General features: G+C 62.7%; 11 protein-coding genes. 9 read left to right on the top strand and 2 right to left on the bottom strand.

Annotated elements, in window-relative coordinates; all coding sequences use genetic code 11:
- Nucleotides 1–27 precede the first annotated feature (27 nt).
- On the top strand, nucleotides 28–1,317 hold the full coding sequence (cytX, locus tag ACLH0J_RS01065; RefSeq protein ID WP_411390524.1) for a putative hydroxymethylpyrimidine transporter CytX: 1,290 nt from the start codon (nucleotides 28–30) through the stop codon (nucleotides 1,315–1,317).
- Here cytX and ACLH0J_RS01060 read toward each other — a convergent pair.
- Nucleotides 1,286–2,023, bottom strand: coding sequence for an RsiV family protein (locus tag ACLH0J_RS01060; protein ID WP_411390523.1), 738 nt, complete (start codon nucleotides 2,021–2,023; stop codon nucleotides 1,286–1,288). The two genes, cytX and ACLH0J_RS01060, sit on opposite strands and share 32 nt — an antisense overlap.
- Nucleotides 2,024–2,216: 193 nt before the next feature.
- On the opposite strand from ACLH0J_RS01060, the gene ACLH0J_RS01055 reads away from it, so the two are divergent.
- The 8 genes from ACLH0J_RS01055 (at nucleotide 2,217) to ACLH0J_RS01020 (ending at nucleotide 11,023) form a co-directional block, all read left to right on the top strand.
- Nucleotides 2,217–2,834, top strand: coding sequence for an NUDIX domain-containing protein (locus tag ACLH0J_RS01055; protein ID WP_411390522.1), 618 nt, complete (start codon nucleotides 2,217–2,219; stop codon nucleotides 2,832–2,834).
- Entirely contained in the window at nucleotides 2,825–3,274 is a 450-nt protein-coding gene (locus tag ACLH0J_RS01050) for a DUF1249 domain-containing protein (protein WP_411390521.1), read from the top strand. The genes ACLH0J_RS01055 and ACLH0J_RS01050 overlap by 10 nt, the downstream gene beginning before the upstream one ends.
- Before the next feature lie 98 nt (nucleotides 3,275–3,372).
- The gene (gene cpdA / locus ACLH0J_RS01045) at nucleotides 3,373–4,188 is read left to right on the top strand and encodes a 3',5'-cyclic-AMP phosphodiesterase (protein WP_411390520.1); all 816 of its coding nucleotides are present in this window, start codon (nucleotides 3,373–3,375) and stop codon (nucleotides 4,186–4,188) included.
- Between the two features lie 49 nt (nucleotides 4,189–4,237).
- Nucleotides 4,238–4,846, top strand: a complete 609-nt coding sequence (locus ACLH0J_RS01040) for a YqiA/YcfP family alpha/beta fold hydrolase (RefSeq protein ID WP_411390519.1) — start codon at nucleotides 4,238–4,240, stop codon at nucleotides 4,844–4,846.
- A gap of 54 nt (nucleotides 4,847–4,900) precedes the next feature.
- Nucleotides 4,901–6,805, top strand: a complete 1,905-nt coding sequence (parE, locus tag ACLH0J_RS01035; protein ID WP_411390518.1) for a DNA topoisomerase IV subunit B — start codon at nucleotides 4,901–4,903, stop codon at nucleotides 6,803–6,805.
- Nucleotides 6,805–7,800, top strand: coding sequence for an esterase-like activity of phytase family protein (locus ACLH0J_RS01030; protein ID WP_411390517.1), 996 nt, complete (start codon nucleotides 6,805–6,807; stop codon nucleotides 7,798–7,800). The genes parE and ACLH0J_RS01030 overlap by 1 nt, the downstream gene beginning before the upstream one ends.
- A gap of 73 nt (nucleotides 7,801–7,873) precedes the next feature.
- Nucleotides 7,874–10,138 carry a DNA topoisomerase IV subunit A gene (gene parC / locus ACLH0J_RS01025; protein WP_411390516.1) on the top strand — a complete coding sequence of 755 codons (2,265 nt, stop codon included), beginning with the start codon at nucleotides 7,874–7,876 and terminating at the stop codon, nucleotides 10,136–10,138.
- 177 nt (nucleotides 10,139–10,315) lie between these two features.
- Complete coding sequence (locus ACLH0J_RS01020; protein WP_411390515.1) at nucleotides 10,316–11,023, top strand: membrane integrity-associated transporter subunit PqiC; 708 nt, start codon at nucleotides 10,316–10,318, stop codon at nucleotides 11,021–11,023.
- A gap of 132 nt (nucleotides 11,024–11,155) precedes the next feature.
- Here the strand turns inward: ACLH0J_RS01020 and ACLH0J_RS01015 are convergent, their stop codons facing one another.
- Nucleotides 11,156–12,685 carry an AhpA/YtjB family protein gene (locus ACLH0J_RS01015; protein WP_411390514.1) on the bottom strand — a complete coding sequence of 510 codons (1,530 nt, stop codon included), beginning with the start codon at nucleotides 12,683–12,685 and terminating at the stop codon, nucleotides 11,156–11,158.
- Nucleotides 12,686–12,788 lie beyond the last annotated feature (103 nt).

The following is a 12,788-nucleotide window of genomic DNA, read 5'->3' as shown; positions in this document are numbered from 1 at the left end:
AACAAATGCCCCTCAGAGATAACACCCTTGAGCATTCAACCGAGTACCTATTCCCCGGATATCGCAGTGCCGAGCGACAAGCGCGTGTTCGGCGCCCGCGACCTGTTTTCCCTGTGGTTCTCCCTCGGCATCGGCCTGATGGTCCTGCAGACCGGTGCGCTGCTCGCGCCGGGCCTGGGCTTGTCCGGCGCGTTGCTGGCGATTTTTCTCGGTACCCTGGTCGGCGTGCTGTTGCTCGCCGCCGTTGGTGTCATCGGTAGTGACACCGGCTTGTCCGCCATGGCCGCGCTCAAGCTCAGCCTCGGTGCCCGGGGCGCGAGCCTGCCGGCGTTGCTCAACCTGCTGCAACTGATCGGCTGGGGCTCGTTCGAAATCATCGTGATGCGCGACGCCGCCAGCCTGCTGGGCACGCGGGCATTCAGCGACGCCAGCCTGCTGGCCAGCCCGTTGCTATGGACGCTGTTTTTCGGTGGCTTGGCAACGCTGCTGGCGGTAAGCGGCCCGTTGACATTTGTGCGTCAGATCCTACGCAAGTGGGGGATCTGGCTGCTGCTCGCCGCCTGCCTGTGGCTGACCTGGAACCTGTTCGCCAAGGCCGACCTCGTCGCACTCTGGGCCCAGGCCGGTGACGGTTCGATGCCGTTTGCCGTGGGGTTCGATATCGCTATCGCCATGCCGCTGTCGTGGCTGCCGCTGATTGCCGACTACTCGCGCTTCGGCAAACGCGCCCAAAGCGTGTTTGGCGGCACCGCGCTGGGGTTCTTTATCGGTAATTTCTGGCTGATGAGCCTGGGCGTGGCCTACACCCTGGCGTTCGCGCCCAGCGGTGAAGTGAATGCGCTGTTGCTGGCGTTGGCCGGGGCTGGCCTGGGCATTCCGCTGCTGTTGATCCTGTTGGACGAGTCGGAAAACGCCTTTGCCGATATCCACTCGGCGGCGGTGTCCAGCGGCATGCTGTTGCGCTTGAAGGTCGAGCACCTGGCGCTGGCCATCGGGGTGATCTGCACCTTGATCGCCTGCTTTGCGCCATTGGCCCAGTACCAGAACTTCCTGTTACTGATCGGTTCGGTGTTTGCGCCGCTGTTCGGCGTGGTGCTGGTGGATCACTTTATCCTGCGCCGCCGTGGCCAAGGCGCGATTGCTTCTCTGCGTTGGCCGGCACTGATTGCCTGGTTGGGCGGCATCGGCACGTATCACCTGCTCGCCAACCTGTACCCGGATATCGGCGCAACCCTGCCGGCGCTGGTGCTGGCAGGGCTGTTGCAGTTCATCCTGGGCCGGGCCTTCAGCGGCGAGCGGGCACCAGCTCAGGCTTGATGATGCCTTCCAGGCGCGAGTAGGGAATCTGCAGCTCGACGTGGCCCAGGGCATACGGCGCGATGGTGCTGGTGGGGTATTTGAGCACCACGCCAGCAGCGGTCAGCGCCACGTTCGGGGTTTTCTGGAAGGGGTAGGTTTTCACGAACTCCGGTTCCAGGCTCAGGCGGGTGCTGATCAACCAACTGTTGTGGGCCACCTGGCCGGCTTTCCAGAAAGCGTCTTGCTTGCCCGGCAACAGCATGTCGGTCAGCGACAGCGCTTTTTGCTGCTGGCGCGAATAGTTGATGAACGCCCGGCCCGGTTCGCCGTGGGTGGCGCCCTGGTCCAGGTAGCTGGACAACTCGATGATCACCAAGCCGTCATGCTGCTCGCGTACCTTGGCCTGCAAGTACATGCTGTTGCTGGGCGCGGCGGTTTTCAGGAATTGCTCGCGATACGTCTCCAGGCTGGTCGGCAGTGGGTTGGCGCCGCTCATTTCCAGCAGGCGCTGTTCGATCAACGCATCCAGCTTGGGCTCCTTGGCGAAGTGTACGGTGTCGATATTCACCAGTGGGCAATCGCTGCTGGCGCAGCCCGGCTTGCTTTGCTCGCTGGCGTCACGGGTGGCTTCCAGCGGGGCGCGATAGCTGGGTTGGAACAGGCTCTGGCAGGCGCCGAGGGTCAATGCGATGCACGCCACGGAGGCGATTTTTAAAAGCGACATGTAGGGTCTTCGTCCGTCGATAAGAGCGAAATTCGTGGAGCTTCGACTACCGGCAAGACAGTCGGTTCGCCACTAAGCTGGTTAGAGTGAGTTTGACGTCCGCCGTCTATCCCGGCAACTGGAAAGGGGCTGCACCAACGGGCATGGGCGCGTTAGGATGGCGCCCATTGCGCAGGCTTAACGAGGATGGGATATGACGGACTTTGCAAGATCGACGCCGAGCAAGATCGAAGTCGTTCAGCGCGACAATGCGCACAAAGGCTTCTACACGCTCGATTGCGTGCAACTGCGCCACGAAAAATTCGATGGCGGCATGAGCCGGTTGATCCACCGCGAAGTCTTCGTTCGTCACGACGCCGTGTGCGTGCTGCCCTACGACCCGCAGCGCGACGAAGTGGTGTTGAACGAGCAGTTTCGCGTCGGCGCCATGGGGCGTACCGACAACCCCTGGCTGATCGAGATGGTTGCCGGCCTGATCGACAAGGATGAACAACCCGAGGAGGTTGCGCACCGCGAAGCCGAGGAGGAAGCTGGGTTGACATTCTCCGCGTTGTGGCCGATCACCAAATATTTCCCGTCGCCCGGCGGCAGCACCGAATTTGTACACCTGTACCTGGGCCGTTGCGACAGCACCGGCGTCGGTGGCGTCCATGGATTGGAAGAAGAAGCAGAAGACATCCGCGTCACCACCTGGGCATTTGAAGATGCCCTGCAAGCGGTGCGCGACGGTAAGATTTCCAACGCAGCCAGCATTATCGCCCTGCAATGGCTTGCGCTTAATCGCGCGGAAGTGAGGGGGTTATGGCAGTAAAGGCACGGGAACGTTATCGCGTCGACCTGATCGGGCTGCAAGCGGCTTGCGAAGCCAACTATGCGCGGCTGATGCGTCTGCTGCCCGACATGCGCCATACGCCCGAGGCGCGGCGCATCGGCGTGACCCATGGCGACCAGATGCTCGGCGTGCTGGCCCTGGAAGTCATCGTCAACTGCCCGTACACCACCACCCTGCGGGTGCGCCAGGAGCACAGCCTGCCATGGCTGCCGGTGCCGCAGCTGGAGGTGCAGGTGTACCACGACGCGCGAATGGCCGAAGTGATCAGCGCCGAGCATGCGCGGCGCTTTCGCAGCATCTATCCTTACCCGAACGTGTTCATGCACCAGCCCGATGAGAAAGCACAACTCAATGTGTTCCTCGGTGAATGGTTGAGCCACTGCCTGGCCCTGGGTCATGAGTTCGCAGTCGTGCGGTAGATGTGAACTGCGTCTGCTTCCTTAGGTTTCCTCTTTGTATCCTGCCCCAGCATAATCACGCCCACCGTCCATTCCTGTGATTGCTTTGGGAGAGCGCCTTGCCGAGCGTATCCACCTTGAACCCCGATGCGTCGGCGTTGCTGGTGCAACTGTCCGACAGTCACCTGTTTGCCGAGGCCGACGCCACACTGGTGGGCATGAACACCCGTGAAAGCTTGCAGCGGGTGATCGGCCTGGTGCGCGAGCAGCAGCCCCGGATCGACCTGTTATTGGCCACGGGAGACCTGTCCCAGGACGGTACGCTGGCGTCCTATCAGCAGTTTCGCGACATGACGGCCGCTATCGCCGCGCCTGCGCGCTGGATTCCCGGCAATCACGATGAACCGCAGATCATGGCCCACGCCGCCATGCACAGCGATTTACTGGAGCCGGTGGTCGACATCGGCAACTGGCGCATCACCCTGCTGGATTCCGCTGTGCCGGGCTCCGTGCCGGGGTATCTGCAGGACGACCAGCTACAACTGCTGGCCCAGGCGCTGAGCGAGGCGCCGAATCGCCATCACCTGGTGTGTTTCCACCATCATCCGGTACCCATCGGTTGTGCATGGATGGAGCCCATCGGCCTGCGCAATCCCGATGCGTTGTTCGCCGTGCTGGACCGCTTCCCACAGGTCAAGGCGCTGCTCTGGGGCCATGTGCACCAGGAAATCGACCGCGAGCGCAACGGCGTGCGCCTGCTGGCGTCACCGTCGACGTGCATCCAGTTCACGCCGGGCAGCGAGGATTTCAGCGTCAACGAACAAGCGCCGGGCTATCGCTGGCTGCGCCTGCATGCCGACGGGCGGTTGGAGACCGGGGTGGAACGCCTGGTCGGCTTCGCGTTTACGGTGGATTACGGTAGCAACGGTTACTGAGATTTACCTGTAAACTGCGCCCTTTTGGCGCAAGCACGGAGAGCCTGGCATGTCCGCTTCGATCCTGTATATCCACGGTTTCAACAGCGCGCCGGCGTCGAACAAGGCCAGCCAGTTGATCCGTGTGATGGACGCCCTCGGCCTGGCCGAACAACTGCGCGTACCGGCCCTGCATCACCATCCCCGCCAGGCCATCGCTCAATTGGAAGGCGCCATCGCCGAACTGGGGCGGCCGCTGCTGGTCGGCAGCTCGCTCGGCGGCTACTATGCAACCCATCTTGCCGAACGCCATGGCCTCAAGGCGCTGCTGGTCAACCCGGCGGTCAGCCCCCATCGGATGTTCGACGGTTACCTGGGCACCCAGAAGAACCTCTACACCGATGAAACCTGGGAATTGACCCACGATCACGTCACGGCGCTGGCCGAGCTGGAAGTCCCGGCGCCCCAGGACGCCGCGCGTTATCAGGTGTGGTTGCAGACCGGGGACGAAACCCTGGATTATCGCCTCGCCCAGCAGTATTACCGGGCCTGTGCCTTGCGCATCCAGGCCGGCGGCGACCATGGTTACCAGGGGTTCGCCCAGCAATTGCCGGCGCTGCTCAGCTTTGCTGGCGTTGGCGCAGATCAGTATCAATCCTTCGATTTCTCGGCACTGTAATTGCCTTGGAAACCGCAGGTTACTTTTTAATCGAACGACTCACGACGAGACCCCATGGCCACTCCCAGCGCTAGCTCTTATAACGCCGACGCCATCGAAGTCCTCTCGGGCCTCGACCCGGTGCGCAAACGCCCCGGCATGTACACCGACACCAGTCGGCCGAACCACCTTGCCCAGGAAGTCATCGACAACAGCGTCGACGAAGCCTTGGCCGGGCACGCCAAGTCGGTGCATGTCATTCTCCACGCTGACCACTCCCTGGAAGTGTCCGACGACGGTCGCGGCATGCCGGTGGACATTCACCCGGAAGAGGGCGTGTCGGGCGTCGAGCTGATCCTCACCAAGCTGCACGCCGGCGGCAAGTTCTCCAACAAGAACTACCAGTTCTCCGGCGGCCTGCACGGTGTGGGTATTTCCGTGGTCAACGCCCTGTCGACGTTGGTGCGGGTGCGGGTCAAGCGCGACGGCAACGAGTACGAGATGACCTTCGCCGATGGCTACAAAGCCACCGAGCTGCAGGTGATCGGCACCGTTGGCAAGCGCAACACCGGCACCAGCGTGTACTTCGCCCCGGACCCGAAATACTTCGATTCGCCGAAATTCTCCATCAGCCGCCTCAAGCACGTGCTCAAGGCCAAGGCTGTGCTGTGCCCGGGCCTGCTGGTCACCTTTGAAGACAAAGGCACCGGCGAAAAGGTCGAGTGGCATTACGAGGACGGCCTGCGTTCCTACCTGGAAGACTCCGTCAGCGACTTCGAGCGCCTGCCCAACGAGCCGTTCTGCGGCAGCCTGGCCGGCACCAAGGAAGCCGTCGACTGGGCGTTGCTGTGGTTGCCCGAAGGGGGCGACAGCGTGCAGGAAAGCTACGTCAACCTCATCCCCACGGCCCAGGGCGGCACCCACGTCAACGGTCTGCGCCAGGGCTTGCTGGATGCCATGCGCGAGTTTTGCGAATACCGCAGCCTGTTGCCGCGCGGCGTGAAGCTGGCGCCGGAAGACGTGTGGGAACGCATTGCGTTCGTGCTGTCGATGAAAATGCAGGAGCCGCAGTTCTCCGGCCAGACCAAAGAGCGCCTGTCGTCCCGCGAAGCGTCGGCGTTTGTTTCCGGTGTGGTCAAGGACGCGTTCAGCCTGTGGCTCAACGAACACCCGGAACTGGGCCTGGCCCTGGCGGAACTGGCGATCAACAACGCCGGCCGTCGCCTCAAGGCCAGCAAGAAGGTCGAGCGCAAACGCATTACGGCGGGCCCGGCACTGCCCGGCAAGCTGGCCGATTGCGCCGGACAGGACCCGATGCGCTCCGAACTGTTCCTGGTCGAAGGTGACTCCGCCGGCGGTTCCGCCAAACAAGCGCGGGACAAGGAATTCCAGGCGATCCTGCCGTTGCGCGGCAAGATCCTCAACACCTGGGAAGTCGACGGCAGCGAAGTGCTGGCCAGCCAGGAAGTGCACAACATTGCCGTGGCCATCGGCGTCGATCCCGGCGCCGAGGACATGAGCCAACTGCGCTACGGCAAAATCTGCATCCTCGCCGACGCCGACTCCGACGGCCTGCACATCGCCACCCTGCTGTGCGCGCTGTTCGTGCAGCACTTCCGCCCGCTGGTGGATGCCGGTCACGTCTACGTCGCCATGCCGCCGCTGTACCGTATCGACCTGGGTAAAGAGATTTTCTACGCCCTGGACGAAGCCGAGCGCGATGGCATCCTCGACCGCCTGGTGGCCGAGAAGAAACGCGGCAAGCCACAGGTCACGCGATTCAAAGGCCTGGGTGAAATGAACCCGCCGCAACTGCGCGAAACCACCATGGACCCGAACACCCGGCGCCTGGTGCAGTTGACCCTGGACGACTTCGCCGCCACGTCGGAAATGATGGACATGCTGCTGGCGAAGAAACGCGCGCCGGACCGCAAGTCCTGGCTGGAATCCAAAGGCAACCTCGCCGAGGTCCTGGGCTGATGCGCACAGGTTTCGCCCTGGCGATCCTGATGTTGAGCGGGCTGGCGGCTACCCTGGCGGTCGCCGCACCCGTGGCTGAGCTCAAGCTGGTGTCCGAACACCCGGTAGACGGCATGCGCGGCGGTAACCTGTCGGGCCTGGCTGTGTGTGGCAAGGCGTTGTGGACGGTTTCCGACCGCGATGACGACCAGATCTACCGCCTGGATATCAGCGCGCCGACCTGGCAGGCCGAAGCGGTGAAGATCGAGGTGCCGCCGGTGCCGGAGTCCGGATTGCCCTGGGGGTTGCGTTCGCGTACCAAGGCCGCCTCGTTCATTCGCGGTGGCGACCTGGACTTCGAAGGCATCACCTGCGATGCCGCTGGCAACCGCTACATCGTCAGCGAGGCCCATGCGGCGGTGCTGCAGGTGCCGGTGACGGGTGCTCCCGAGTGGTTGAAAATCGCCCCGGGCATGGTGCGTGAAGCCCGGGCGAGCGGCATGTTGCTGCATTTCAATGCCCTGTTCGAAGGCCTGGCGATCAACCCTGAAGGCAATCAGATCTGGTTGGCTGCGGAGCGTGAGCGGCGCGGCCTGATTTCCATCAAGCGCCCGCAGAGCCTCTGGAACTGCGACGGCGCCTGCGTGTTATTGAGTGAGGCCGGCCAGGAAATGCAGCCGGCCCAGTTCCCCAATGCCAAGGCGGTGTCCAAGGACTTCGCCGACCTGGCGCTGTACAAGGGCAAACTGTTTACCCTGGAGCGCAATGCGTTCCATATTTGCCGGCGCGATACGGTCACGGCCAAGGTCGAGCGGTGCTGGTCGTTTGCCGACGAGACCCTCACGCCCGAGCGGCGCTACGCCCAGCCCTATGGGCTGGCCGAAGCCCTGGTCATTGACGACGACGGTGCCTGGCTGGGCATCGATAACAATTTCGGCCCCCGCGCCGATGGTGAAAAACGTCCCATGGTCTATCGTTTTGCCGCCCCGGCCGGTGGCTGGAGCGCCCAGCCATGAACCACGCTTTTTTTGAATCGAATCAGCGCCGCGGCATTTCCGCTGCGCCTTACCCCATCATGATGAGGCCCGCATGAGTGACATCCTCGCAGACAGCTTAGATGGCGTAGAACGCCGGTCGCTGGCTGACTTCACCGAAAATGCCTACCTCAACTACTCCATGTACGTGATCATGGACCGTGCCTTGCCGCATATCGGCGACGGCCTGAAGCCCGTACAGCGGCGCATCATCTACGCCATGAGTGAGTTGGGCCTGGACGCCGATTCCAAGCACAAGAAGTCGGCGCGTACCGTCGGTGACGTGCTCGGCAAATTCCACCCCCACGGCGACTCGGCCTGCTACGAAGCCATGGTGCTGATGGCCCAGCCGTTCAGCTACCGCTACACCCTGGTGGACGGCCAGGGCAACTGGGGTGCGCCGGATGATCCCAAGTCGTTCGCGGCCATGCGTTACACCGAGGCGCGCCTGTCGCGGTATTCGGAAGTGCTGCTCAGCGAATTGGGGCAGGGCACTGCGAACTGGGGGCCGAACTTCGACGGTACCCTGGAGGAACCTCTGGTGTTGCCGGCACGTTTGCCGAATATTCTCCTCAACGGCACCACCGGCATCGCCGTCGGAATGGCCACCGATGTGCCACCGCACAACCTGCGGGAAGTGGCCACCGCCTGTGTGCGCCTGCTGGACGAGCCCAAGGCCACGGTGGCGCAGCTCTGCGAGCACATCCAGGGGCCGGATTACCCGACCGAAGCGGAGATCATCACGCCTCGCGCCGACCTGCTGAAGATGTACGAAACCGGCAAGGGCTCGGTGCGCATGCGCGCCGTGTACCACGTCGAAGACGGCGACATTATCGTCACCGCGCTGCCGCACCAGGTGTCCGGCGCCAAGGTGCTGGAGCAGATCGCCGCATTGATGCAGGCCAAACCGTCGAAATTGCCGCAAGTCGCCGACCTGCGTGACGAGTCCGACCACGAAAACCCGTGCCGCATCGTGATCATCCCGACCAACAGTCGGGTCGACCACGAAGTGCTGATGCAGCATCTGTTCGCCAGCACGGACCTGGAGTCCAGCTACCGGGTCAACGTCAACATCATCGGCCTGGACGGCAAGCCGCAGCTGAAAAACCTGCGCAACCTGCTGGTGGAATGGCTCGAATTCCGCGTCCAGACCGTGCGCCGCCGCCTGCAATTCCGCCTGGACAAGGTCGAGCGTCGCCTGCACCTGTTGGACGGCTTGCTGATTGCCTACCTCAACCTGGATGAAGTGATCCACATCATCCGCACCGCCGAACACCCGAAAGCCGAGCTGATCGCGCGTTTCGAGCTGAGCGAGATCCAGGCCGACTACATCCTCGACACCCGCTTGCGTCAGTTGGCGCGACTGGAAGAAATGAAGCTGCGCGACGAACAGGACGCGTTGCTCAAGGAACAAGCCAAGCTGCAAGCCCTGCTGGGCAGCGAAGCCAAGCTCAAAAAGCTGGTGCGCAGTGAGCTGATCAAGGACGCCGAAACCTATGGCGACGACCGCCGCTCGCCCATCGTCGAGCGCACCGAAGCCAAGGCTCTGACAGAAACCGAGCTGTTGCCCAACGAGAAAATTACCGTCGTTCTGTCGGAAAAGGGTTGGGTTCGCTCCGCCAAGGGGCATGATATTGACGCCACTGGTTTGTCGTACAAGGCAGGCGACGGCTTCAAGACCGCTGCGGCCGGGCGTTCCAACCAGTTTGCGGTGTTTATCGACTCCACGGGGCGCAGTTACTCGGTGCCAGCCCACACCTTGCCGTCCGCACGCGGGCAGGGCGAGCCGTTGACCGGACGCCTGACGCCGCCGCCGGGGGCGAATTTCGAATGTGTGCTGCTGCCGGATGACGACTCGTTGTATGTGATCGCGTCCGACGCGGGTTACGGTTTCGTGGTCAAGGGTGAAGACCTGCAAGCCAAGAACAAGGCGGGCAAGGCGCTGTTGAGCTTGCCGAACAATGCCAAGGTGATCCTGCCGCGGCCGGTGGAGGATCGCGAGAGCAACTGGCTGGCATCGGTGACCACCGAAGGGCGCTTGCTGGTATTCAAGATCAGCGACCTGCCGCAGTTGGGTAAAGGCAAGGGCAACAAGATTATTGGTATTCCCGGCGAGCGCGTGGCCAGCCGCGAAGAGTTCGTGACCGATATCGCCGTGATCCCGGACGGCGCGACCCTGGTGCTGCAGGCCGGCAAACGCACGTTGTCGCTGCGTCCTGACGATCTTGAGCACTACAAGGGCGAGCGCGGTCGGCGTGGTAACAAACTGCCGCGTGGCTTCCAGCGTGTGGACGCTTTGTTGGTGGAAGCGCCCGTTTAACGCGTATTAGAGCCCCCGATCTACGATTTAACCCGTAGATCGACGCTTTCGCGCTGGAGTCATGGCGCATATTCACGGATGATATGGCCTTTCCAGCGCCGGCGTGGCCGAGCGTGTTTAGGTTATTTTTAAGTATTACATTGTGGTTCGCCTTGTGGCAGCCACCTGGATGGGATGATGACTGCTCCACGCCTTCCTTTTATTTTCATGCTCGCTGGCCTTTTGGGGCTGGCGGGTTGCAGCACACACCAGCCGGTGTCGCTGTATCAGTTGGACAGCGGAAGTCCTGCTCAGCCGGTACAAGCCGCCGGCATGGCGGTGTTGCTGGGGCCGGTGGTCGTAGCTGACTACCTGCAGCGCGAAACCCTGCTGCAACGTCAGAACGACGGCAGCCTGCAAGGTTCCACCGATGGTCGCTGGGCGGGCAGTTTGTCGTCCGACATCAATCAACTGATGCTGCGCCAAGTGGCCGGTCAACTGGACAGCCAGCGTGTCGTTCTTGCGCCGGCTCCCGCCGGTTTCACCCCGGATGTGCAGGTCCTGCTGACCATTACCCGGCTCGACTCCGGCGTCTCGCAGCCAGCGATCCTCGATGCGCAATGGCGCTTGATCGACCGCCGTGGCCAGGTGCGCGATAGCCGCATCGTGCACCTGCAGGAAGAGCACGCCGGGACCACCGCGTCCCAGGTTCAGGCCCAGGGCGTGTTGTTGCAGCATTTGGCTCAACAGTTGTCGGTGGCCCTCAAGCCATTGGCCAACCAGCCGCCGATTGTCGAAGCACCGCGCAAACCGGCACCGACGCAGGCTAAGCCCGCAGAGCCGCAAAAGCCGAAAATGCCGATGGCCACGCCGATCCGCACGGATATGGAAGTGTTCAGGTTCTGATCCTTGTAGGAGCGAGCTTGTTCGCGAAAAACGCAGGAACAACGCGTTTTACCAGCAAGCCCGCGCCTACAGGCGGTCAATAAAAAGCCCGCTGATGAGTGATCATCGGCGGGCTTTTTATTGGGGCTGTACTCAGCCCTTTGCGCGGGTCTCGTGCATCCGCGCCAACTGCCGCTCCAGCATCGACGGATACGGCTCCATCAACCGCTCCACGCAACTGGCCCCTTCCGGGCTGGCAATCGGGCGGATGCGGGCGCGCTGGCGGATCAGTGTGTCTTCGCTGATCTTACGCTCCACCAGCAACAGGTTGCGGCTGTGTTGGGACAGGGCCAGCGCATCCTGGGCGATTTCCGTCAGCAGCAGGTCGATCTGGCTCATGCCGAACAGGTCGTCGCCGACGGTCAGGCCCAGTTGTAGCTGCAGGGTGATGCCGCTGTCGGCCACTTCGATCTGCAGCTCATGGCCCAGGGCACGCAGCAACTCGCCGCAGCAAATCGCGTTGGTCAGGTAGTCTTCGCCGCTGTCTTCGCTGTGGAACAGCATCAGTGTGCTGCCGTCGTTGAGGGTGTGCAGTTCGCTCTGGTACAGCGAGGCGGCCTGGTCGAGGCAGTCGCGGTAGCGTTCCAGCAGTTCGGTCAAACGGGCGCGGGGCAGGCGACGCAATTGGTCCTGGGCGCCCAGTTGCACGGCCAGGACGGCGCTGTATTGGGGGTCGGTGCTGCGCACGGGAGCCGGCTTGGGCGCGGGGGCGCTGGTCGACGAAGTGTCGCGCAGGTCGGCGAACGGGTCTTCGCCGTCCAGCTCGTCTTCTTCGGCCTTGAACGCCTGGCGTGTTGCAGGTTTCAAACCCGCCACCGGGGCGCTTTCGTCAAAGCCCGGGTCGCGCAGGTCGCGTACTTCGAACTCGGGTTCGTCGCCGTAGTCGGTGTCGTCGAATTCAGGCTCGGGTGCAACTTCGCGCACCACCGGTTCCGGGGCGAAGCTGGCGTGCAGTTGGCGAGCGAGGTCGCCGATTTCATCCTGGCGGTCGGTGGCTGGCGTATGTTCGTCGATATCCCGCAGCCAGATGCGCAACTGCATCAGCGGCGTAGAGATATGCCGCCCCAGGCGCAGGCTCAAGGCCAGGGCCAACGCCAGCAGGATCGCGCTGAGAATGCCCATGCTCTGCAGGCTGATGGTCATCGGCTGCTGGAACTGCTGCATGTCGAGGCTGATGCGCAACTGACCGGCTTTCACGTCCTGGAACGTGATATTGCTCTGGTACAGACCTTCGGCTTCACCCAGCAGGCCGTTCTTCGGACGCTGCCCGGCTTCGGCCATGATCCGGTTGTCCACGCTGTAGATGGCGGCATGGGCCACCAGCGGGTTCTTGGTCAGGTTATTGAGCAGCACGTTGAGGCTGAGGATGTCGTTGGACACCAGCAGCTCCGTCGCCGAGGTGGCGGTCTGGGTGGTCAGGCTCTCACCCAGGGCGTCGGCTTGTTCGTGCATGGCCTGCTTGAACTGCAAACCCATCACGCAGGCGTAGATCACCAGGGCCAGGGCGACCAGGATCACGTTATGGCTGGCGATGCGTAATGCGATCGGTACACGGCGGTGGCGCAGTGCCCGGAAGATCAGCAGAAAGAAGTTGTCGGTTTTTACTGGCGTGGGCCGGTTCACTTGAGCTCGGCTCTTGGTCTGTGAAGTTGACGCGCAGTATAGCGACAGGCCCAAGACCGGCAAAGCGCTGGCTGTGCCCGATGGTCACTGAAAGTGGGTAGAA

It is taken from the genome of Pseudomonas sp. MPB23 (assembly GCF_046605395.1).
GTDB lineage: Bacteria > Pseudomonadota > Gammaproteobacteria > Pseudomonadales > Pseudomonadaceae > Aquipseudomonas.
Note: the sequence above shows the minus strand (reverse complement) of the source record. Positions and strands in the feature narration are given on the sequence as shown.

Bases quoted from the DNA above. Each gene is read 5' to 3' on its own strand.
- ACLH0J_RS01040 (WP_411390519.1), top strand. From the start codon at position 4,238: ATGTCCGCTTCGATCCTGTATATCCACGGTTTCAACAGCGCGCCGGCG.
- ACLH0J_RS01020 (WP_411390515.1), top strand. From the start codon at position 10,316: ATGACTGCTCCACGCCTTCCTTTTATTTTCATGCTCGCTGGCCTTTTG.
- parC (WP_411390516.1), top strand. From the start codon at position 7,874: ATGAGTGACATCCTCGCAGACAGCTTAGATGGCGTAGAACGCCGGTCG.
- ACLH0J_RS01050 (WP_411390521.1), top strand. From the start codon at position 2,825: ATGGCAGTAAAGGCACGGGAACGTTATCGCGTCGACCTGATCGGGCTG.
- parE (WP_411390518.1), top strand. From the start codon at position 4,901: ATGGCCACTCCCAGCGCTAGCTCTTATAACGCCGACGCCATCGAAGTC.
- ACLH0J_RS01030 (WP_411390517.1), top strand. From the start codon at position 6,805: ATGCGCACAGGTTTCGCCCTGGCGATCCTGATGTTGAGCGGGCTGGCG.
- ACLH0J_RS01060 (WP_411390523.1), bottom strand. From the start codon at position 2,023: ATGTCGCTTTTAAAAATCGCCTCCGTGGCGTGCATCGCATTGACCCTC.
- ACLH0J_RS01055 (WP_411390522.1), top strand. From the start codon at position 2,217: ATGACGGACTTTGCAAGATCGACGCCGAGCAAGATCGAAGTCGTTCAG.